This is a genomic window from Enterococcus sp. DIV1279b, assembly GCF_050531515.1.
Taxonomy (GTDB): domain Bacteria; phylum Bacillota; class Bacilli; order Lactobacillales; family Enterococcaceae; genus Enterococcus_D; species Enterococcus_D casseliflavus.
Genome location: NZ_CP172891.1, coordinates 2,368,245 through 2,389,254, shown reverse-complemented (window position 1 = coordinate 2,389,254; position 21,010 = coordinate 2,368,245). Strand labels below are relative to the sequence as shown.

The window sequence follows — 21,010 nt, the reverse complement described above, 5'->3', positions numbered from 1 at the left end:
AGGAATTAAGAATGGATGGATTAACAAGTTGGATGGAGAGACACATTCTCCCAGTTGCAGCTAAAATTGGTGCGCAAAAGCATTTGGTTGCTTTGCGGGATGCCTTTATCGGAATGATGCCAGCAACGATGGCTGGGGCAATTGCAGTATTATTGAACGCCTTCATGCGTGATTTTCCAAACACTTATCTAGGTGCGGACAATGCAATCACCAAATTTTTCACACCAGTGATCGCCGTCAACGGATTAGTTTGGACAGGTACCTTAGCAATCATGGCGGTTATCTTCTCAGCATCTTTTGGCTATAATTTAGCAAAGGCTTACAATGTTGATGCACTATCAGGTGCGTTGGTTTCTTTAGCAGCATTTATTATGGGTATTCCACAATCAGCTTCTCTTTCTTTAGCATTAGAAGAAGCACTACCAACCAACGTAGTAGACTTGATCAACAGCACAAGTGCTACATCAGGATTTGCAGCAGATGGTTCAACGATCAGTGCTGCTGGCTGGGGCTATTTCCCATTTAGTGCTTATATGGGCGGCTCAGGATTGTTCACCGCAATCATCTTTGGTTTCGTTTCAGTTATTATCTTTGCAAAATTGATGCAAAAAAATATTATTATTAAAATGCCAGATTCAGTGCCACCAGCAGTTTCTCGTGCTTTCGCAGCAATTATCCCAGGGATCGCCGGGCTATATGCATCAGGTTTGATTTACTACCTATTTGAACGTTTCGTTGGTATGCCAATTATTGACTGGATCTCCGAATCGATCCAAAAACCATTATTGGGTCTTTCTCAAGGATACTTTGCCGTATTTATCATTGTATTACTTGTCCATGTTTTGTGGTTCTTTGGCTTACATGGTACAAATATCATGGGACCCGTTTTACAATCGATTTACGGTGTGGCCATGGTTGAAAATACCAATGCTTACCAATTAGGGGAAGCAGTTCCTTATAAATGGGTAGCAGGTTCGTTCGAAGCGTTTGTTTGGCCTGGTGGAGCAGGTGTGACTTTAATGCTCTTGATCGCAATCTTGCTATTTTCTAAACGTGCCGACTACAAAACAGTTGGTAAACTAGGGATTGGACCTGGTTTGTTTAACATCAATGAACCAGTAATGTTTGGTCTACCGATCGTGTTGAACCCATTGTTTATCATTCCATTTATTGTTGCACCATTAGTTACAGCGACAATTGCTTACTTTGCAACAACATTAGGCTTAGTTGCACCAGTTGTGGTAAATGTGATCTGGGTAATGCCAACGATCCTAAGTGGCTTCTTGGCTACCGGTGGGGACTGGCGTGCAATCATCTTGACGATCATTAATTTGGCTGTAGCTTTATTGATCTGGGCACCATTTATTATTGCTGCCAACAAAATCAATCCAGCAGACCAAGAGAACTAATCAAACGAAGCAAACGTTCTAGATGGGTGATTTCACCCATCTAGCTATCTTTTTTAGGAGGAGAAAAAATGATTATCGTAAATTCCGCAATGCAGCAAGACAACATCAAAGCATTACTTGAGTCTTTGTCAGAAGATGAGATCAAGTATACCTTCAAAGAAAAAAAAGGGATTCAGTTGATTTTTGAAACAACGGCAGATGACAAAGAAAAAGCAGTGAAGCTTGCCAAGGACGCAATCAAAAATACCGATTGGGGCCGAGTACTATACTTCAACGTCGTTAGTCAATAGTGAGGTGATATCATGTTTAAAAATGGATTGTTTTTTATAAGTATCGGTAGTATGTTATTTATATACAGCGCCAATGCGCAGTCAGGTGAATACCACTGGGTGAATCTCATCACGTCAGTCATTCTAATGGCTATTGGAGGAATCATGGCTTCAATTGGACACAAACGCAACAAGAAAGACAAGGAGGCGCAAGATGGAAATCACTAAAAAAATGAATGTACCCGCTGACTTTTTATATAAAACGATCATCGATTCCGTTTTACATGATATTAAACAAGCGACAGATCAAACGTTGACAGAAGACCAATTAGAAGGCTATAGTTATCTAAAACAATTTTATAAAGATAGCAATGCCAACATAACGATTGAAACAGTCAAGAAAAACCAAGCCTATGCGTTCCAAACGGCGACGAAAAAAAATACCTTCCGTGTACACTATCAAATTGAAGCGATAGATGACGCGCATTGCACCTTGCACTATGAAGAAAAAATGACTTCTGAAGGAATGATCCAACAATTGAATGACATGCTCTTAGGCACCATTCTAGGATATTTCAAACGCAAGCAATTTAAAAAAATGTTGAGTATGATGGAAGAAGCATATTAAGGGGTCGACTGACGCCTTTTTTGCGTTTCTTGCGTGTTTTCAAGTAGAGGAGATGAAGGAATGACAGATGTCAAAAAAATGACCGAATTCGGTTCGCAAGAAGTATTGGAATTGGTTTCTTATGCCTTTCAGTGGGAGTTGAATGAAACAAATATCAATCGCTATCGCAAGCTTGCGGAGAATTCATGGAATTATGGTTCCTACGACGAGGATGGAAAACTAGCGAGCCAAATCATGGCAACTATTTTTGATGTGAATTTTCATGGAACGACCTATCCAATGGCAGGGATCGGTTTTGTGGCTTCTTATCCAGAGTATCGCAGCCAAGGTCGGATCGATCGGATCATGAAACAAATCATTAAAGATTGCTATGAACAAAAAATCGTTCTGTCCTATCTGGCACCTTTCTCCTTTGCGTTTTATCGCAGATATGGGTATGAATATACCTTTGAACGCACCGTTTATGAAGTTGATGCGCATCAATGGCCCGATGGCAAGAAAGTGAACGGAAGGATTCAACGCATGAATTGGGAGGAAGCACAGCCGATCATTCACGAGATTTATCATCAATTGCCTCGCCATCAAAAAGGTGGGCTGATTCGCCAAGCCTGGTGGGAAGAAATCAAGTTTGTTTTGCGCAGACCGTATACGTTTGCGATTTATCGCAATGAAGCGGGCGTTCCTGAAGGGTATTTGATCTACTTTGTTGAAGGAGGACGCTTTGATATTCAAGAGTGGGGCTATTTGACCGCTGACGCGTATCAAGGATTTAATCGGTTTATCGTCTCTCATGCAGATTCAGTAGCACAGATTAACTATCGACCAGGGTTTGATGGGGAAGTCCTACAAGCAAACGCGGCCAAACCATTGGCTCACTACCAAGTGCGTCCGGACATGATGGCGCGCGTCATCGATGTGGAAGGGTTTCTAAAAAGTTATCCATTCACATTGAAAAAAGCCGGCGGTTTTGCCATAGAAATTCAAGGGGATGAATATGCCCCATGGAATAATGGCTGTTATGAAGTGACAATCGAAACCGCTCAGCATCAGGTCACGAAAACGACGGCTACCAAGCTGCCAAAAGCAACCTTGTCGATTCAGCGTTTTGTGCAGCTGTTCATGCAGGCACAATCCCTCGATTCTCTGGTCTTTTTCCAGCAAATGGAAACGGAGAAGGAAGCTGCAGTGATGATTCAGGAAAACTTACCAGACGGAAAGCCGATTCTGGAAGATTATTTCTAAGCAAATCGAGGCAGAGGTATTTACTTTCCAACAGAAAAAGATTCCTTAAAAATAAGGAATCTTTTTCTTCAAAAAACGTTCCCTGCCGGAATCGAACCAGCAACTAATCCTTAGGAGGGACTTGTTATATCCATTTAACTAAGGGAACACAATAGCTATATTTTACCTGTTATTCGTGTTTCTCGCAAGATGAGAAGGAAAAGAAAGGAAGAAAAACATGGTCAAACGATTGATAAGTGCAAACTATAGTGAAATCAAAGAAATGTCGGCGCAAGAATTAAAGCAATCCATTAAAGCGAGCGAAGGACGAGTGATCGTCTGTGAAACGGTGGTTCAAACCATGCCGCAAGCTGGCGATATCACCAACGCAGAAGTCGCGGCAGCTTTTGGGGCTGACTTGATTTTGTTGAATGGCTTTGATTGTTATCGTCCAGCTATTTTTGGGATGCCTGGTATCACATTGGAGCAGCTGCTTGATCCTACACAAACGATTGAAAACCCGATTCCTCAACTAAAACAACTGATTGGATGACCTGTCGGCATCAATCTTGAGCCGATCCCAGCTACGACGGAGATGATGAGTGAAAAGATCAGCATCAGTCAAGGCCGAACAAGTTCGGTTGACACCATCAAAAAAGCCCAAGAACTCGGGGTGGACTTTCTCTGCTTTACAGGCAATCCTGGAACAGGTGTGACCAACCGAGAAATCGCTAAAGCAGTAAAATTGGCAAAAGAACATTTCTCTGGGTTGATCATCGCTGGAAAAATGCACAGTGCCGGCTCAGATGAACCTGTGGTTGATCGAGAAGCCATCATTTCTTACGCTGAAGCTGGGGCAGATATTTTGTTACTGCCTTCCGTTGGCTCGATTCAAGGCTTTCTAGAAAAGGATCTGATTGAAGCTGTTCAAATTGCCAAACAATATGACTTATTGACGATGTCAGCGATCGGAACGAGTCAAGAGAGTGCGCGTCCGGAAACGTTGCGACAATTAGCCATTATCAACAAAACTTGTGGGGTCGACCTGCAGCATATCGGTGATGCCGGTTATGGCGGCATGGCACCGACCGAAAATATTTTTGAAACATCGGTTGCGATTAGAGGCATGCGCCATACGATCAATCGTGTCGGACGTTCAATCAACCGTTAAATCAGAAAAAATTACTAGCGAAGGAAAACGGAGAATCGTTCTGCTTCGCTTTTTGCATTTTTTTCGCTAAGTTAGAAAGAAAAGAGGAAACACAAAATGAAACAAGCATTGATCATTTACGGAGGATGGGAAGGACACGCCCCAAAAGAAACCAGTCAGTTTTACCAAACGTTGCTGGAGTCAGAAGGATATCAGGTGACACTCGCCTCAGATTTTGAACCTCTCTATCATAAAGAAGAATTAAAAAGGCTGGATCTGTTGATCATGAATTGGACGCGAGGAGAATTGCCTGATGAGCCGCTACAAAATGTCACTCAGGCTGTAGCAGAAGGGTTAGGATTAGCAGGCGTTCATGGCGGCTTTGCCTCGGCTTTTCAAGCCAGTAAAGGCTGGTTGTTTCTGACTGGCGGCTGTTTTTTGGCACATCCTGGTGGATTGGAAACGACCTATAGCATCGATCTTACGACAGATCACTATATTACGGCAAATACGCAATCGATCCCTCAGTTGACGACGGAGCAATACTATTGTCTGGTTGATCCAGCCGTCACTGTGTTAGCTACCTCAATATTTGCCGCTAAAGATCATCCGAATGCAGCTAACCAAGAAGTCATACTGCCAATGATGTGGATCAAAAAATGGGGCAAGGGCAGAGTCTTTTTTCAATCCATTGGACACAGTCTAAAAGAGCTAGAAGAGCCCACCATTCAGACTTGGACTAAACGAGGCTTTCTATGGGCCACCAGAAATACCTTGGCTGATCCGCTGAAAAATAGCCAGTATAGTGAGTAATCAGAAAAACGAATGAAGAAATAAACGCGTGCAATCGTTTTACTTTATGGAAGAAAATAAGCATGGTACACTTTATTTGTATTTGATTAAGCAGGAGGTAATGTGGAATGGGAAAATTTGGAAAAAGTTTTTTATCGCAGGTAATATCTGACGGAATCAAAGGACCATTTGTCACGATCATGCTCAATACGCATGTCGGCCACCAGAATGTCGAAAAGGATCAAATCAAATTTAAGAACTTTGCCAAAGATGCGAAGCGCCGCTTTGAAAAGAAATACCCAGAACATTCTTGGGATCTTTTTCAAACAAAAATTGATGAACTGCTTGCAGATCAATCATTTTGGCGTAACAGTACAACGAGTGTGGCGGTGATTATCACACCAGAAGATGTACTAGTTCATCGGTTAAGTATTCGTGTGGATGATCAATATTACGTAGGGGAAACCCCGTATGTATTAGCTGTCATCAAAAACGCACAATTTAATTACCCATTTTATCTCTTAGCGTTGAATCGCGATTCAATGCAAGTCTATCAAGTTGAAAACAATCAAGTGCGTGAAGTCGAGTTGCCAGAAGAGGCACCGACAACGATCGAAAAAGCGCTGGGGGAAGAAATCACTGGCGGCGGCAACTTTAATTACAGTGCCCAAGGTGGCCCTAACTCAGGAGGAGAAGGCGTCGCTTATCACGGCTTTAGTGCCAAAGATGAAGAAGTCGAGATCGATCACGTCAACTACTACCAAGCAGTTGATGCATTTTTTAAGAATGATTTTTCAAACGAAGAGCATTTACCAATGTATCTTTTTGCTTTACCAGAAAATCAAACGCTGTTTAAAAAAGTGGCAAAAACGAACTTTTTCAAAGCAGAACCAAGCATTTCCTCTTCACCAGCATCGTTATCTTTGAAAGAGATCCAAACGTGTACGCAAAAGCTGATTGCGGAGTTGACACAAAAAGAAGTTGGGGAATACGGCAAGCTGTTGGATCGGAAATTTATTGACCAATTGGTTGATATCGTACCTGCAGCTAAAGAAGGCAGGATCGCCAATCTGTTTGTAGCGACTTCCAATCTCGCCGATGGGTTTGGAGAAGATCCTGACACGGAATACGATCGTCGCCAAGTGTTAAATACGCTGGCAATCGATGTTTTAGAAAATGGCGGCGAGGTATCTATTTTGGAACAAAAAGATGCCCCAGGAGAAAAAAGTTTGACTGCGATTTTGCGCTACTAAACGCAGTTGCGTCCTTCGTAAATAAATCGTTTCCAAAAAAGAAAAGACTGTTGCAGATCTTTAGTGCAGCAGTCTTTTTGCGAATCATAAAAAAATAAAGGCGTTTTCATTTTTTTTGATTTTCTATTAGTCATAAAGAAGATAATGTGCTATAATACAAAGTGTAGTTTTTGTTACGGTAAATTATGGTAGCTTGTTTCATCTTAAACATCTTCCACATTTTCACCTTATACAAGTAATTGCAAAATATGTGTATAAACACAAGGAGGATTTTTATTATGGAAACAGGTACAGTTAAATGGTTTAACTCAGACAAAGGTTTTGGATTCATCACTGCAGAAAACGGTAACGATGTATTCGTTCATTTCTCAGCTATCCAAGGCGAAGGCTTCAAAACTTTAGAAGAAGGTCAAGCAGTGACTTTCGATATCGAAGACGGACAACGTGGCCCTCAAGCGACTAACGTTAACAAAGCGTAATTTGTGAATGCCTTTTAAGAGCAGCTTAGCTGCTCTTTTTTTTTTGTGCGCGTGATATTTGCTTGCGGAGAAAGTAGTTGTTATACTCTTAGAAAAAAAGGAGGCAAACTGATGGGATTGAATGAATTTATTCTTGGATTGGCTAATTTAGAAAAAATCCAACGAGCACCTGGATTTTTTAAGTTTACCGAGCACAGCGTGGCCGCTCATTCGTTTCGAGTAACCATGATTGCCCAGACCTTAGCCGATATCGAAGAACAAGCGGGAAATCAAGTCGATTGGCAAATTCTTTATGAAAAAGCCTTGAACCATGATTACACGGAACGTTTCATTGGCGACATCAAAACGCCAGTCAAATATGCAAACAAAGAATTGCGGGCGATGTTATCAACCGTTGAAGAAAAAATGACCGATGCCTTCATCGAAGAAGAAATCCCCCAAAGCTTTCAAGCGACGTATCGCAGACGCTTGGCGGATGGCAAAGACAACAGCCTTGAAGGACAGCTGTTGGCAATTGCGGATAAGATCGATCTTTTGTATGAGTCTTTTGAAGAGATCTCAAAAAGCAACCCCGACAAAGTGTTCAAAGAAATGTTTCGTGAAGCGGTTTTGACGGTCAAAGCGTTTCAGCATCGTCCATGTGTGACCTATTTCTTTGAAGCCATTTTTCCCGAGTTATTGAATGCAGATTTTTATGGCAAGACTGCTTTTCTAGAAGAAATCGCAGCTTTGGTGGAAAAATAAACAAAAAGAAAAAACGAAAAATCAAGAAATGATCCATCTCACAGGTTTTACTTGAAACAAGTGAGGGGAGCAGGTTTGATTTTTCGTTTTTTTGTTGTATTAAAGCAAAGATTCCGCTCCATCAATATAGACTTCCGTTCCAGAAATATTGCCCGCAGCCTCTGAAGATAGAAAAAGCACAAGGTTGGCGACTTGTTCTGGCACGCCTGTTTCTTGTTTTAATGGTCGAGAACGTTCTGGATATTTGACGGGGATCTCAACGCGAGCAACCTCTTCTTCAATTTCTGTGCTGGCATCGATATTCGTTGCGATCGCCCCAGGGCAGATGGCATTGACCCGAATATTATAACCAGAAAGTTCCAGCGCAGCCATTTTTGTAAAGGCGACTTGACCTGCCTTAGATGTACTGTAAGCAGTTGCACCAAAATTGCTGAAGATGCGGTTTCCATTGACTGAACTCGTGATGACAATGCTGCCGCCGTTTGCTTTCATAAATGGGATCGCAGCTTTGACGGTAATAAAGGTACTGCGTAAATTTGTGTTGATTGTCTGGTCCCATTCCGCCACCGTCAATTCTTCGATCGGTGTCCAAGTACCGTTGATGCCGGCATTGACGTGAAGTACATCGAGACCACCTAGTTCTTCCACAAGACCACTCATCGCTTCTTGCAGCTTCTCTGCTTCAGTGACGTCAACGGCACGATAGTGGGTTTGTGCGTCATAGTCAGCAAGAAACTCCTGCAGCTCCTCTTCGTTGCGATCAATCAACCCAACAAGAGCACCCTGGGCTAGAAATTGTTCTGCCACCGCTTTTCCAATCCCTGAAGCAGCCCCCGTTACAATCACTCGTTTGTTTTTGAAATCATTCATTTTTTTCGCCTCCTTATAGTAAATTATAAAAAAGATCTCTTTTTTTGTCGAAAAAAGCGATCAGCGACGAGTGACAAATTCCTTTGGCTGATAAATACGGATACTAGATAGTAAGGTTCTTCTTCCTGCGAACCCTCGTATCCGATGGGAAAACAGATGTAATCGCCATTGATTTTGTAGTATAATGCAGACAGTGTGCAAGGAGGAATACAATGAAACCCATATACGCTGTGGTGGATCTTGAAACAACAGGAACCGATTCGACGATTGATCGAATTATTCAATTTGGCTGCGTCTTAGTCCAAGATGGCAAGATCATTAATCGTTTTGCCGCAGATATCAACCCTGACCGCAGAATTTCTAAGCAAATTCAACGATTGACACACATCACAAACCAGCAAGTAAGCAAAGCGCCTTATTTCGAAGACATAGCTGACACGATCTACAACTTACTCAGCAATACGATTTTTGTGGCGCATAACATTTATTTTGACTATCATTTTTTAAGCAATGAATTTGTTCGTTGCGGTCTGCCGCCTTTATCGATTCCAGGGATCGATACGGTGGAATTGGCGCAAGTGTTTTTGCCGACAGAAAGCAGCTTTCGCTTAGGTGATCTGGCAGACAGCATCGGCTTTCGTCATGACAACCCGCATCAAGCCGATAGTGATGCAGAAGTGACCGCAGCATTATTTTTATACATTGAAGCAATCATGCGACAGCTACCACGGACGACTCTTAAACAGATTGCGCTTTTAAGCGGTCAGATGGGGATGCAAACGAGTGAGTATATTCACGGAATTTTGAAAGAAAAAGGACCAGAGTTGGCGGAAGATTTCGAAGTGATCGACGGCGTCGTCCTGCGAAAAAAAACTGTTTCGCTTTTTGAAGCCACGCATTTTCAAGAAACGTATCCGAAAGTAAAAACGGAAAAAGAACAGCGCTTTGGCGAGCACTTGATCTATCGGAAACAACAAGCACGTTTGATGAATGCGGTGTATACGCATTACACCCAACCAGAGAAAAATTTGATTATTGAAGCAGAAACGGGGATGGGAAAAACCATCGGTTACTTGTTTCCAGCCGCTTATTTAGCGACGCCAGAAAATCCATTGATCGTTAGCACCTCATCGATTCTTTTACAAAATCAGATCATTAGCAAAGACATTCCATTGGTGAACCAAGTACTGCAGCAGCCTTTGCAAGCGGTCTTGGTCAAAAGCCATCGTCATTACATTGATTTGCAGCGCTTTAAAGCGACGCTGGATCAACCGGTAGAACAAAAGCAATACGCCCAATATCAGATGGGGATCTTAGTCTGGCTGACCAAAACAGAAACAGGTGACTTTGATGAATTGAATTTAGTTCGTCTTGATCATCCTTTATTTACCGACATTCGCCATCGCGGGGTCGACTTTTTAGCCAAAGATCAACCCTTCTATGAACAAGATTTTGTTCGACATTTATATCGGCGGATGGCGCAAAGCAATGTTTTGATCGTCAATCATGCCTTTTTAATGCAGGAAAACCGACGGGCGCAGCCACTGTTGCCAACGAGTGATTATTTGTTGATCGATGAAGCCCAACAGTTGCCGCAGCAAGCAGAAGGCTTTAGTCAACATGTCTTTGACTCTGCTCATTTCAAGCGGCAGTTTTTACAGCTGAATGAAGAAGGACTATTTGAAGAAATTGCCCAGATCATTACCGAGGACGATTTTTTGCAACGGATGTTCTCGTTGTATCGAAATGCATTGTCGGTTTTGGTCGAAACACAAGAACAGTATTTTCGCACCTTATCGATCGATGCCCCAGAATTAAAAGTCGTTCAGCATAATGACCTCTATGATGGGTCATTAGAGCAGGACAAGCTACATCAAAAATTGAGCCTCTATTATCAGGAAATCAATGAGATTCAACAGCAGCTGCGTCAGCGATTCGAGTTGACCAATGATCGGTGGTATGCAAGACAACGGATCGTGATTGCCCGTTTATTTGATTTCTTTAGTCAAATGGACGCACAGGAACAAACAGTGACCGCGTGGTTGACTTGGTGGCATCCTCGTTACGTTCATTGGCTGAAAAAGCATCCCCAGTCAGGAAATGCTGTGATTGAGTTAGCTGATCTAGAAGGACAATCGATCGTGGAGAGCACATGGTACCAACGCTATCAGCACATCATTTATCTAGGGGGGACATTGAAGATCCCAGGCAACAAAGAATATTTTGCCCATCAGATCGGCTTGACGGATGTGCCAGTCAAAACGATTCCTGCCTTTTATGATTACAGCAAACAAACGCGACTGTATGTAATCAAAAAAGGTCTCTCGATCCAACAAGCATCAGCTGCCGAATACGCGGATTATTTAGTCGAAGCGTTAGTCCCGATTTTGTTTGACAATCCGCAACCAGCGCTTGTGTTGTTTACGGCGCACGAAACTTTGAAAAATGTCTATGATCGATTGAATAAAAAAGCCCTGCATTATGGCAGAGAAATCGTTGCTCAAGGGACTGGCGGAACCCGTGAGAAAATCTTAAAGAAATTTTTATTAGCGGAAAATGGTATCTTATTAGGGACTAGCAGTTTTTGGGAAGGGGTCGATTTACCAGGACAGGCACTGAAGATCGCTGTGGTGACCCGATTGCCTTTTGAGAACCCTAAACAACCCATGGTCCAAGCACGGCACGCCTTTTTGGAAGCAGAAGGCATTGATTCTTTTAAAGAAGATGCCTTACCTAAAGCGATTTTACGGCTGCGCCAAGCGTTGGGGCGCTTGATCCGTTCCGAGGAGGATACCGGCGTGATGGTCGTCCTTGATCGACGCTTGCTATCGACAAAGTATGGCAAACGAATGGTCAAAGGCTTACCCAAAAACTTACCTCTGATTGAAGCAAGTCCAACCGAGATCGCCGAAGACATCCAACATTTTTTTGCGCAAGAGGAAAAAGCAGCAGCCGATTTTGAAAAATGAGTTGAACATCTGATATAATGGATTTTATTTAAGATTGGAGTACGAAGTGTGAAAACAAAAGACAAAGAACATCGGCGTGTGGTTATTTTGCTGAGTGCGATCACAGTCTTACTGGTCGTTATTCTCTTCGCTTCTATTTTCTATCTCCGTTCTTCTCGTCCAATGCGACAAGCAAGAAACGAAGCAATCGAAATAGCAGAAAGATACACCGATTTAGCAGAGGTCGAACAATTTTATTGGTTTACCCGTGAGGAAACCTCCTTTAGCATTGTTGGAAAGGATACGAATAACAATGAGATCGTTGTGATCATCCCAAAAAGCGGTGAGAAGGTTTCTGTTTTTAATCAAGCGGATGGGCTGACGGAAGCACAAGCTAAGGCATTTGTTCGCGACAATCATCAAGGTCAGGAAATCCAAAAGGCCGCATTGGGTATTTTTGAAGGCGAGCCAACTTGGGAAGTCATGACGAAAGATGGCGATGGTCGTTTGAACTATTATTTGATTGGTTTCAAAGATGGCGAAGAAATCAAAGCGATCACTGAACTATAGGAAGACGCTTATGATAGAATGAATTTTGGATCGTAGAAAGGATGATAAACATGGTACTTTCAAAAAGAGCAGAAAAATTGGAACCCTCCGCAACGTTAGCGGCATCTGCTAAGGCAAAAGCGTTAGCGGACCAAGGTGTAGACGTATTAAGTCTAACTGTCGGTGAACCCGACTTTATTACCCCGAAAAACATTCGCCAAGCAGCGATCGCAGCGATTGAGAGCGGCAAGGCCAGTTTTTACACAGCAACTGCGGGGATTCCTGAATTAAAACAGGCGATTCTTGCTTATATGAAAGAGTTTTATGGTGCTGACTATGATTCAAACCAAGTGATCGTGACAGATGGCGCAAAATTTGCCCTTTATACGCTGTTTCAAGCGCTCCTTGATGAAGAGGATGAAGTACTCATTCCAGTGCCTTATTGGGTCAGCTATGCGGAACAAGTCCGTTTAGCGCAAGGGACACCTGTGTTTGTTGAAGCCAAGCAAGAAGCCGATTTTAAAGTTTCTGTGGCTCAATTAGAAGCTGCTCGTACAGAGAAAACGAAAGCCATCATTTTAAACTCGCCTGCCAACCCTACAGGGGCGATTTACTCAAAAGAAGAGTTAACGGCAATCGGCAACTGGGCAGTGGAAAATAATATTTGGATCATTGCCGATGATATCTATGGTCGTTTGGTTTATAACGGCAATACCTTTACATCGATCGCAAGCTTATCAGAAGAGATACGCAAACAAACCATCGTGATCAATGGCGTTTCTAAAACCTATTCTATGACTGGGTGGCGGATCGGATTTGCTGTCGGCGATGCAAAAATCATCAAAGCGATGATCGATATCGCTTCCCAAGCTACTAGCAACCCGCCGGCTGCTAGCCAATACGCAGCAGTTGAGGCACTGACTGGGAATCAAGAATCGATCGAAGTGATGCGTCAGGCCTTCGAAGAGCGCTTGAACAAACTATATCCGCTAATTGCCGCTATTCCTGGTTTTCAGGTGACGAAACCCCAAGGCGCGTTTTACTTGTTTCCAAATGTCAAAGAAGCCATGACGATGTGCGGCTATCAAACCATTGATGCCTTCGTGGAGGCCTTGCTGATGGAAGCCCACGTAGCAGTAGTGACTGGTGCTGGTTTTGGTACACCAGATTATTTACGCATCAGCTATGCAACTGATTGGGACACGTTAGCGGAAGCTACCAAACGAATCCATGATTTTGTTGAAAAGAAACGCCAAAAAGCTTAAAATGCTCTATGGTGCCTTTATTAATTAGATAGGAGAGAATCAAGTGGAATCTATTCAAATTTTAGATGCAAAAAAACACGTTGGCGAAACCGTTCAAATCGGAGCATGGGTTGCTAACAAACGTTCCAGCGGCAAGATCGCCTTCTTACAACTTCGCGACGGAACAGCGTATTTTCAAGGGATCGTTGTAAAAAGTGAAGTAGGTGAGGAAGTTTTCCAATTAGCAAAAAATTTAAATCAGGAAACTGCCGTACTGGTCACTGGGGAAATCAGAGAAGACAGCCGCTCAAAATTTGGCTATGAAATTGGTATTTCTGGTTTAGAAGTTGTTGGGGAAAGCCATGATTACCCAATCACACCAAAAGAACACGGAACAGATTTCTTGATGGACCATCGTCATTTATGGTTGCGTTCCTCAAAACAACACGCCATCATGCAAATCCGAAACGAAATCATCCGGGCAACGTATGAATTCTTCAACAAAAATGGCTTCATCAAAATCGATCCACCAATCCTAACCGGATCAGCACCAGAAGGAACGACTGATTTATTCGAAACCAACTATTTCGATCAAAAAGCATATTTGTCTCAGTCTGGTCAATTGTACATGGAAGCTGCCGCTATGGCGTTTGGCAAAGTCTTTTCTTTTGGTCCAACTTTCCGTGCCGAAAAATCAAAGACACGTCGTCACTTGATTGAATTTTGGATGATTGAACCAGAAATGGCCTTTATGCACCAGGAAGAAAGCTTGGAAGTCCAAGAGCAGTACGTGGCATTCTTAGTGCAAAATGTGCTCGATAACTGTGACTATGCACTAGATGTCTTAGGTCGTGACCGTGAAGTCTTGAAAAAATACACCAAATTACCATTCCCACGAATCTCTTACGATGATGCAGTGGCATTATTACAAAAGAACGGCTTCGATGATATTCAATGGGGCGATGACTTTGGCTCACCACATGAGACCTTTATTGCCAATTCATTCGATCAGCCCGTCTTTATCTTAAACTATCCAAAAGCCATCAAACCTTTCTATATGAAGCCACATCCAACGAGAGAAGATGTCGTGATCTGTGCCGATATGATCGCACCAGAAGGCTATGGCGAGATCATTGGAGGTTCTGAACGTGCCATTGATCATGAATACCTGCTAGAGCAAATCCGCGCCCACGGCTTGGACGAAAACGAATACTCATGGTATTTAGACCTACGCAAGTACGGCTCAGTTCCTCACACCGGCTTTGGTCTTGGATTAGAACGGACCGTTACCTGGTTATCAGGAATCGAGCACGTAAGAGAATCCATTCCGTTTCCACGGTTGTTGAATCGGATTTATCCTTAATTTAAAAAGATTTTGTGCGAAAGCGTAAACGATTCACTCATCACACCATCCCTTGCTAGAAAGTCTCTAGCGGGGCTGGTGTTTTTATCTGCTCTTGATGATGAGGGATTACTTCAGAAAAGAAGCAAGCAGCAATCCAACGGGCGGCTGGGACTGAATAGAAGAAATCGCTTTGCTTGCTCGAGTGTGCTTTTTTTACGCGCGGGGATGTGATATAATAACAAATTGACTAGTATCTCTCATTTTATAACATTAAGGACAATACACTATGGATAATAGAAAAACGAATAAAATAATCATCAGTATTGTGACACATAATAGTCGTGATATATTCAAAACATTGGATCATCTGGAGAAAGAGATAGGAGAGGATCCACGCTTTGAAGTGAAAATATTTGATAATAATTCGAAAGCAGAATACATTGCTAAAATGCAAGATTATCCATTTGTCACTGTGATCTCAGCCAATGAAAATCTTGGATTTGGTCATGGACACAATCAATTATTAATGAATGCAACGCAAGAATACGGATTTATTTGCAATCCTGATATTCTTGTCACGAAAGAATCAATTGAAGGATTATTAAAAAGAATTCAAGAGAATGAAGCAGCTGTCGTAGTTCCTCAGGTTTTGAACGAAGATGGCTCTATTCAGTATTTAGTAAGAAAACGATTAGCTGTATTCGATTATTTCTTGCGATTTATTCCGTTTCATTGGGTAAAAAAAGTATTTAAAAAAAGACTGTCTGCTTATGAGTGCCGTGACCTTCCACAAGATCAAACCAGTTATATCCGAATGGGCTCTGGTTGTTTTATGTTGGTAGAAATCGCTCGCTTTAAAGAAATCGGCGGCTTTGACGAACAGTTCTTTATGTATTTTGAAGACAATGATTTGTGTTTGAGATATGAAAAAGCGGGGTACCGCATTTTGTATACGCCCTTTGAAAAAGTCGTGCACTTATACGGTAAAGGAGCTCATAGAAGTGCAAAACTCTTTTTGGTGTTTATGCATTCGATGATGAAATTTTTTAATAAATGGGGTTGGAGGCTGTTTTGATGAACCGTTTATTTGTGACGATCGTAATGTATGAAAGAAGCTGGCAAGAAGCGTCGGCTTCACCGCTTTTGGAAAAAGCGGTGAAGAACCAGCAAATCCAATTGCTGGTTTATGATAACAGTCCACAAAGTCATGATGAGCCTTTTTTTCAGCATCCATTAGTGACCTATTTCCATGATCCAGCCAATCCCGGCCTCTCCAAAGCATACAATAAAGGGTTTAAGTCTGCGTCTAGCGGCGATTTTGATTTGCTGCTTCTCTTGGATCAAGATACGGAGCTGACAAAAGCCTACCTAAACTTTCTTATGACTGAGACGATCGGAACTGAAATAGGTGCTGTTGTGCCGCTGATTTACAGTGGCACAACACAGGTATCACCGGTCTTAGCTGATCGTTACATCAATCGAAATCTGGCATATCCTGCTATCGGTGAGCAAAAACAGCGGATTATGGCAATCAATTCCGGCACCGCAGTCACTCTCGCGGCTATAAAAAAAATCGGCGGATTCAATGATGCTTTTCCGCTGGATTTTTTAGATCATTGGCTTTTTCTTCGCTTACATCAAGAAGGCTTTCGGTTTTTGATCGCAAACCAAAAGTTGAATCATGATCTTTCAGTCATGCATTATAAAACGATGACTAGGGAAAGATATGAGCAGATTCTTACCAGTGAATCGAAATTCTATAGGGATTTCGATAAAGAAAAGAAAAAGGAACATGAAAAACAGCTTTTTTTTCGAACAATAAAACAAGCACTTTCACCCAAAATGTGCCGATTCAGTCGAAGAACATGGAAAGAATACTTGTCATTTAGGAAGGATCATTTATGATATCAGTATGTGTAGCCACTTATAACGGAGAAAAGTATCTTCAAGAACAGCTGGACAGCATTCTAATTCAACTTGCACCTGATGATGAGCTGATTATTTCGGATGACTTCTCTACTGACAAGACAAGAAATATCCTCGATTCTTATCGCGCAGATCCCCGAATCAAACTTTTGGAAGGACCGCAAAAAGGCATTATCAAGAATTTTGAACACGCAATTAAGCAGGCTTCAGGCGATCTGATTTTTTTGGCCGACCAAGACGATGTGTGGCTTCCCGATAAAGTTGCTGATACAAAAGCAAAATTTGATGAAAAAAAAGAGACACAGGTAGTCATTTCTGATTTGAGAATTGTCGATGAGCAGCTTGAAGTGATTGAACCCTCCTATTTTGCCTATCGGAATGTAAAAGTCGGATTTTTACGAAATGTGCTTAAAAATAAATACATCGGAGCAGGCATGGCTTTTCGAAGAGAGTTGAAGCCAGCTATTCTTCCGTTTCCGCAAGCAATTCCAATGCATGATATGTGGATCGGTGCAATGGCAGGCAACCGTATCGAACTTATTGATAAGCAGTTAACGTTGTATCGAAGACATGAAAAAAATGCCAGTGAAATCAAAACATCCGCTTCATTTGGCCAGCAATTCGTGTGGCGCTGGGGTTTAATAAGAAGCCTGTTCATGAGAAAAGTATTTGATAAATAAAAGTTACATTTTCATTTCAAAACTTTGAATTGAATGACAAAGCTTTCTAGAAATGAGATAATGCTGTGGTGAGAAATACAAGTAAATTATTTAAGGAGCGTAATGAATGAAAGGGATTATTTTAGCAGGCGGTTCAGGAACACGCCTTTATCCATTAACAAAAGCAACTTCTAAACAATTGATGCCTATTTATGACAAACCAATGATTTTTTACCCAATGTCTACATTGATGTTGGCGGGGATCAAAGAAATTTTAATTATTTCCACTCCTCAAGATACTCCTCGCTTTCAAGAGTTATTCGGCGATGGCAAAGACTTAGGACTGCAAATTGACTATGCAGTACAGCCAAGTCCTGACGGCCTCGCTCAAGCATTCATTATTGGGGAAAAGTTTATCGGCACTGATAGTGTTTGTTTAGTCTTAGGAGACAATATTTATTATGGCGGCGGTCTATCGAAAATGCTTCAACGAGCTGCTGCAAAAGAATCAGGTGCAACTGTTTTTGGCTATCATGTAAATGATCCTGAACGATTTGGTGTAGTGGAGTTTGATGACGATATGCACGCCTTGTCTATTGAAGAAAAACCTGAGAAGCCGAAATCAAATTATGCTGTAACAGGTCTGTATTTCTATGATAACGAAGTAGTCGAAATAGCCAAGAATATCAAACCGTCTGCGCGTGGAGAATTAGAAATTACCGATATCAATAAAGTTTATCTAGAAAAAAATAAACTTTCTGTTGAAGTCATGGGAAGAGGTTTCGCTTGGCTTGATACAGGAACACATGAAACATTGCTTGAGGCATCTACTTTTATTGAAACGATTGAAAAACGGCAAAACTTGAAAGTTGCGTGTTTGGAAGAAATATCATTCCGAATGGGCTATATCACAAGAGAGCAGTTGGTTGCTTTAGCTGAGCCATTGAAAAAAAATCAGTATGGTCAATATTTATTACGACTAGCTGCTGAATAAAGAGGAGACGCTTTGATGAAAGTTATAGAAACAAAATTGACAGATGTAAAATTAATAGAGATGGACGTTTACGGCGATCATCGAGGTTTTTTTACTGAAAGCTATTCAAAAGAAAAATTTTCAGCACAAGGAATTGACTTTGATTTTGTTCAAGATAACCACTCATTATCTGCTGAAGCAGGTGTGTTAAGAGGCCTGCATTTTCAAAAAGGTGAAGCAGCACAGACAAAATTGATTCGTGTGGTGACTGGTGCGGTACTTGATGTTATCGTAGATATTCGTAAAGGCAGCCCGACCTATGGAGAGTGGGAAGGGTACTTGTTAACCGAACACAACCATCGTCAGTTATTAGTACCTCGCGGATTTGCTCACGGGTTTATGACACTGACCCCAAATGTGAACTTCTTGTATAAGTGTGACAACTATTATAATGCTGAAGCTGATGGCGGCATTGCATTTGATGATCCCGATTTGGCAATTACTTGGCCTATAGATGTGAAAAAAGCGATTCTATCAGAAAAAGATAAAAAACATCCAACACTGAAAGAATTTGAAATAGAAAATACATTTGTCTATGGTGAAGTATAAGGAGTGAAAGTGATGAAAAAAATTATTGTAACCGGTGGAGCAGGATTTATCGGCTCTAACTTTGTTCATTATGTGATCAATAATCATCCTGATGTTTTTGTAACAGTTTTAGATAAGCTGACCTATGCGGGAAATAAGAACAATCTTAATGGTCTTCCAAAGAATCGCTTCGAATTAGTTGTCGGCGACATTGCTGATCAGGAGCTGGTAGATAGATTGGTTCAGGATACAGACGCTGTCGTTCATTATGCTGCAGAATCTCATAATGACAACTCGTTGAAAGATCCTTTTCCGTTTGTTCAAACCAACATTATTGGAACGTATACGCTGATAGAAGCATGCCGAAAGTATAATGTAAGATACCATCATGTTTCAACCGATGAAGTATATGGCGATCTTCCTTTGAGAGAAGATCTTCCGGGACATGGCGAAGGAGCGGGAGAAAAATTCACGGACAAAACGCCGTATAACCCATCAAGTCCTTACTCTTCAACAAAAGCTGGTTCCGATCTTTTGGTAAAAGCTTGGGTACGCTCATTCGGTCTCCAAGCGACGATCTCCAATTGTTCTAATAATTATGGACCTTATCAACACATTGAGAAATTTATTCCTCGACAAATTACCAATATTTTGAGCGGCATCAAGCCGAAATTGTACGGTGACGGGAAAAATGTCCGTGACTGGATTCATACAAATGATCATTCATCAGCTGTGTGGACGATTTTAACAAAGGGACAAATGGGTGAAACGTATCTCATCGGTGCCGATGGTGAAGAGGATAATAAAGCAGTAATTGAACTGATTTTAGAACTAATGGATCAGCCCAAAGACGCGTATGAGCACGTAAATGATCGACCAGGTCATGATTTACGCTATGCAATTGATTCGACAAAATTGAAAGAAGAATTGGGCTGGCAACCGGAATTCACCAATTTCCGAGATGGCTTAGCCGATACGATTGAGTGGTATCGCAACAACGAAGAATGGTGGAAGACAGAAAAAGAAGCGGTAGAGAAAAATTATGCTGCGAATGGACAATAAATAAAAGCAGGGAAACCTGCTTTTTTTGAAGGGATGAGAAATATGATTTTACTGACAGGCGGAAATGGGCAGCTGGGCACGGAGCTGCGACATCTATTAGATGAAAAAGGATTAAAATATGTCTCAACGGATGCCCAGGAAATGGATATTACGGACGAACAAGCAACTCTTGCGTTTATTCAAGAATTAAAACCGACCGTTATTTATCATTGTGCTGCATACACAGCAGTAGATAAGGCGGAAGATGAAGGCAAGGAACTTGATGAGAAAATCAATGTCAACGGGACGGAAAACGTGGCGAAAGCGGCGAAAGCGGTAGGAGCAAAGTTTGTTTACATCAGTACTGATTATGTGTTCGATGGAACGAAAAAAGAGGGGGTCTACAAAGAAACAGATAAGCCGAATCCTCAAAATGAATACGGTCGTACAAAATTGTTGGGTGAACAAGCAGTGAAAGATCTTTTAGATGAATACTTCATTATCCGAACTTCATGGGTTTTTGGTAAATATGGACATAATTTTGTATATACAATGAAACGTTTAGCGCAAACGCACCCGCGCTTAACCGTCGTTGATGATCAATATGGCCGTCCAACATGGACCCGAACATTAGCTGAATTTATGGTTTATATTATCGAAAACAATGCAGACTATGGGATCTACCATCTATCAAATGACAATAGCTGTTCATGGTACGAATTTGCCAAAGAAATTCTGAAAGAAACGGATGTTGAGGTTGCACCTGTCACTTCAGCAGAATATCCGCAAAAAGCAAAACGACCACAATACTCGGTGTTGGATCTTACAAAAGCAAAGAATACCGGTTTTGTTATTCCTACTTGGGAAGAAGCATTGGCTGATATGACTGCATCTTTAGAGAAAGAAGAAAACTAGAAAAAGA

General features: G+C 41.7%; 21 protein-coding genes, 1 tRNA gene and 1 pseudogene. 21 read left to right on the top strand and 2 right to left on the bottom strand.

Annotated elements, in window-relative coordinates:
- Window positions 1-11 precede the first annotated feature (11 nt).
- The 5 genes from IGI71_RS11165 to IGI71_RS11145 all read left to right on the top strand — a co-directional run bounded on the left by IGI71_RS11165 (window position 12) and on the right by IGI71_RS11145 (window position 3,548).
- Window positions 12-1,409 carry a PTS sugar transporter subunit IIC gene (locus IGI71_RS11165; protein WP_081116262.1) on the top strand — a complete coding sequence of 466 codons (1,398 nt, stop codon included), beginning with the start codon at window positions 12-14 and terminating at the stop codon, window positions 1,407-1,409.
- Between the two features lie 68 nt (window positions 1,410-1,477).
- Window positions 1,478-1,699 carry a hypothetical protein gene (locus tag IGI71_RS11160; RefSeq protein WP_005231914.1) on the top strand — a complete coding sequence of 74 codons (222 nt, stop codon included), beginning with the start codon at window positions 1,478-1,480 and terminating at the stop codon, window positions 1,697-1,699.
- A gap of 12 nt (window positions 1,700-1,711) precedes the next feature.
- The gene (locus IGI71_RS11155) at window positions 1,712-1,906 is read left to right on the top strand and encodes a hypothetical protein (protein WP_005236946.1); all 195 of its coding nucleotides are present in this window, start codon (window positions 1,712-1,714) and stop codon (window positions 1,904-1,906) included.
- A complete protein-coding gene (locus IGI71_RS11150; RefSeq protein ID WP_005229481.1) occupies window positions 1,893-2,306 on the top strand; it encodes a DUF3284 domain-containing protein in 414 nt (137 codons plus the stop codon). Before IGI71_RS11155 ends, IGI71_RS11150 begins: the two co-directional genes overlap by 14 nt.
- Before the next feature lie 60 nt (window positions 2,307-2,366).
- On the top strand, window positions 2,367-3,548 hold the full coding sequence (locus tag IGI71_RS11145; protein ID WP_231435397.1) for a GNAT family N-acetyltransferase: 1,182 nt from the start codon (window positions 2,367-2,369) through the stop codon (window positions 3,546-3,548).
- A 76-nt stretch (window positions 3,549-3,624) separates the two neighbouring features.
- On the opposite strand, the gene IGI71_RS11140 is transcribed toward IGI71_RS11145, so the two are convergent.
- Window positions 3,625-3,696 (bottom strand) — tRNA-Arg (locus IGI71_RS11140).
- Between the two features lie 69 nt (window positions 3,697-3,765).
- On the opposite strand from IGI71_RS11140, the pseudogene IGI71_RS11135 reads away from it, so the two are divergent.
- From IGI71_RS11135 to IGI71_RS11115, 5 genes and pseudogenes are all read left to right on the top strand, one after another.
- Window positions 3,766-4,698: pseudogene (locus tag IGI71_RS11135) on the top strand (haloacid dehalogenase-like hydrolase).
- Window positions 4,699-4,794: 96 nt separating this feature from the next.
- On the top strand, window positions 4,795-5,490 hold the full coding sequence (locus IGI71_RS11130; protein ID WP_231434835.1) for a ThuA domain-containing protein: 696 nt from the start codon (window positions 4,795-4,797) through the stop codon (window positions 5,488-5,490).
- 107 nt (window positions 5,491-5,597) lie between these two features.
- Window positions 5,598-6,722 (top strand): hypothetical protein, encoded by a 1,125-nt coding sequence (locus IGI71_RS11125; RefSeq protein ID WP_005229492.1) that lies wholly within the window; start codon window positions 5,598-5,600, stop codon window positions 6,720-6,722.
- Window positions 6,723-7,000: 278 nt separating this feature from the next.
- On the top strand, window positions 7,001-7,201 hold the full coding sequence (locus IGI71_RS11120; protein ID WP_003126918.1) for a cold-shock protein: 201 nt from the start codon (window positions 7,001-7,003) through the stop codon (window positions 7,199-7,201).
- 111 nt (window positions 7,202-7,312) lie between these two features.
- Window positions 7,313-7,945 (top strand): HD domain-containing protein, encoded by a 633-nt coding sequence (locus IGI71_RS11115; protein ID WP_010749341.1) that lies wholly within the window; start codon window positions 7,313-7,315, stop codon window positions 7,943-7,945.
- Between the two features lie 99 nt (window positions 7,946-8,044).
- Here the strand turns inward: IGI71_RS11115 and IGI71_RS11110 are convergent, their stop codons facing one another.
- On the bottom strand, window positions 8,045-8,815 hold the full coding sequence (locus tag IGI71_RS11110) for an SDR family oxidoreductase (RefSeq protein WP_015510036.1): 771 nt from the start codon (window positions 8,813-8,815) through the stop codon (window positions 8,045-8,047).
- Between the two features lie 212 nt (window positions 8,816-9,027).
- Here IGI71_RS11110 and IGI71_RS11105 point away from each other — a divergent pair, with 212 nt between their 5' ends.
- The 11 genes from IGI71_RS11105 (at window position 9,028) to rfbD (ending at window position 21,003) form a co-directional block, all read left to right on the top strand.
- Window positions 9,028-11,784: a helicase C-terminal domain-containing protein gene (locus IGI71_RS11105; protein WP_231434834.1), complete on the top strand. Its 2,757-nt coding sequence runs from the start codon at window positions 9,028-9,030 to the stop codon at window positions 11,782-11,784.
- A 48-nt stretch (window positions 11,785-11,832) separates the two neighbouring features.
- Window positions 11,833-12,333, top strand: a complete 501-nt coding sequence (locus IGI71_RS11100; RefSeq protein WP_010749344.1) for a DUF5590 domain-containing protein — start codon at window positions 11,833-11,835, stop codon at window positions 12,331-12,333.
- A gap of 50 nt (window positions 12,334-12,383) precedes the next feature.
- Window positions 12,384-13,577, top strand: coding sequence for a pyridoxal phosphate-dependent aminotransferase (locus IGI71_RS11095; protein ID WP_086295567.1), 1,194 nt, complete (start codon window positions 12,384-12,386; stop codon window positions 13,575-13,577).
- Between the two features lie 43 nt (window positions 13,578-13,620).
- Window positions 13,621-14,919: an asparagine--tRNA ligase gene (asnS, locus tag IGI71_RS11090; RefSeq protein ID WP_005229504.1), complete on the top strand. Its 1,299-nt coding sequence runs from the start codon at window positions 13,621-13,623 to the stop codon at window positions 14,917-14,919.
- A gap of 268 nt (window positions 14,920-15,187) precedes the next feature.
- The gene (locus IGI71_RS11085) at window positions 15,188-15,976 is read left to right on the top strand and encodes a glycosyltransferase family 2 protein (protein WP_005229506.1); all 789 of its coding nucleotides are present in this window, start codon (window positions 15,188-15,190) and stop codon (window positions 15,974-15,976) included.
- Window positions 15,976-16,806, top strand: coding sequence for a glycosyltransferase (locus IGI71_RS11080; protein WP_060792919.1), 831 nt, complete (start codon window positions 15,976-15,978; stop codon window positions 16,804-16,806). The genes IGI71_RS11085 and IGI71_RS11080 overlap by 1 nt, the downstream gene beginning before the upstream one ends.
- Window positions 16,803-17,507, top strand: a complete 705-nt coding sequence (locus IGI71_RS11075) for a glycosyltransferase family 2 protein (protein ID WP_086295564.1) — start codon at window positions 16,803-16,805, stop codon at window positions 17,505-17,507. The genes IGI71_RS11080 and IGI71_RS11075 overlap by 4 nt, the downstream gene beginning before the upstream one ends.
- A 106-nt stretch (window positions 17,508-17,613) precedes the next feature.
- Complete coding sequence (rfbA, locus tag IGI71_RS11070; RefSeq protein WP_060792921.1) at window positions 17,614-18,480, top strand: glucose-1-phosphate thymidylyltransferase RfbA; 867 nt, start codon at window positions 17,614-17,616, stop codon at window positions 18,478-18,480.
- 15 nt (window positions 18,481-18,495) lie between these two features.
- Window positions 18,496-19,068 carry a dTDP-4-dehydrorhamnose 3,5-epimerase gene (gene rfbC, locus IGI71_RS11065; protein ID WP_060792922.1) on the top strand — a complete coding sequence of 191 codons (573 nt, stop codon included), beginning with the start codon at window positions 18,496-18,498 and terminating at the stop codon, window positions 19,066-19,068.
- 12 nt (window positions 19,069-19,080) lie between these two features.
- A complete protein-coding gene (gene rfbB, locus IGI71_RS11060; protein ID WP_060792923.1) occupies window positions 19,081-20,109 on the top strand; it encodes a dTDP-glucose 4,6-dehydratase in 1,029 nt (342 codons plus the stop codon).
- A gap of 42 nt (window positions 20,110-20,151) precedes the next feature.
- Window positions 20,152-21,003, top strand: coding sequence for a dTDP-4-dehydrorhamnose reductase (rfbD, locus tag IGI71_RS11055; RefSeq protein ID WP_060792924.1), 852 nt, complete (start codon window positions 20,152-20,154; stop codon window positions 21,001-21,003).
- The last annotated feature ends 7 nt before the right edge of the window (window positions 21,004-21,010 follow it).

Excerpts from the sequence above, each read along its gene's own strand:
- IGI71_RS11165 (WP_081116262.1), top strand. The coding sequence starts at position 12 with ATGGATGGATTAACAAGTTGGATGGAGAGACACATTCTCCCAGTTGCA.
- IGI71_RS11160 (WP_005231914.1), top strand. The coding sequence starts at position 1,478 with ATGATTATCGTAAATTCCGCAATGCAGCAAGACAACATCAAAGCATTA.
- IGI71_RS11155 (WP_005236946.1), top strand. The coding sequence starts at position 1,712 with ATGTTTAAAAATGGATTGTTTTTTATAAGTATCGGTAGTATGTTATTT.
- IGI71_RS11150 (WP_005229481.1), top strand. The coding sequence starts at position 1,893 with ATGGAAATCACTAAAAAAATGAATGTACCCGCTGACTTTTTATATAAA.
- IGI71_RS11145 (WP_231435397.1), top strand. The coding sequence starts at position 2,367 with ATGACAGATGTCAAAAAAATGACCGAATTCGGTTCGCAAGAAGTATTG.
- IGI71_RS11130 (WP_231434835.1), top strand. The coding sequence starts at position 4,795 with ATGAAACAAGCATTGATCATTTACGGAGGATGGGAAGGACACGCCCCA.
- IGI71_RS11125 (WP_005229492.1), top strand. The coding sequence starts at position 5,598 with ATGGGAAAATTTGGAAAAAGTTTTTTATCGCAGGTAATATCTGACGGA.
- IGI71_RS11120 (WP_003126918.1), top strand. The coding sequence starts at position 7,001 with ATGGAAACAGGTACAGTTAAATGGTTTAACTCAGACAAAGGTTTTGGA.
- IGI71_RS11115 (WP_010749341.1), top strand. The coding sequence starts at position 7,313 with ATGGGATTGAATGAATTTATTCTTGGATTGGCTAATTTAGAAAAAATC.
- IGI71_RS11110 (WP_015510036.1), bottom strand. The coding sequence starts at position 8,815 with ATGAATGATTTCAAAAACAAACGAGTGATTGTAACGGGGGCTGCTTCA.
- IGI71_RS11105 (WP_231434834.1), top strand. The coding sequence starts at position 9,028 with ATGAAACCCATATACGCTGTGGTGGATCTTGAAACAACAGGAACCGAT.
- IGI71_RS11095 (WP_086295567.1), top strand. The coding sequence starts at position 12,384 with ATGGTACTTTCAAAAAGAGCAGAAAAATTGGAACCCTCCGCAACGTTA.
- IGI71_RS11085 (WP_005229506.1), top strand. The coding sequence starts at position 15,188 with ATGGATAATAGAAAAACGAATAAAATAATCATCAGTATTGTGACACAT.
- IGI71_RS11080 (WP_060792919.1), top strand. The coding sequence starts at position 15,976 with ATGAACCGTTTATTTGTGACGATCGTAATGTATGAAAGAAGCTGGCAA.
- IGI71_RS11075 (WP_086295564.1), top strand. The coding sequence starts at position 16,803 with ATGATATCAGTATGTGTAGCCACTTATAACGGAGAAAAGTATCTTCAA.
- rfbA (WP_060792921.1), top strand. The coding sequence starts at position 17,614 with ATGAAAGGGATTATTTTAGCAGGCGGTTCAGGAACACGCCTTTATCCA.
- rfbC (WP_060792922.1), top strand. The coding sequence starts at position 18,496 with ATGAAAGTTATAGAAACAAAATTGACAGATGTAAAATTAATAGAGATG.
- rfbB (WP_060792923.1), top strand. The coding sequence starts at position 19,081 with ATGAAAAAAATTATTGTAACCGGTGGAGCAGGATTTATCGGCTCTAAC.
- rfbD (WP_060792924.1), top strand. The coding sequence starts at position 20,152 with ATGATTTTACTGACAGGCGGAAATGGGCAGCTGGGCACGGAGCTGCGA.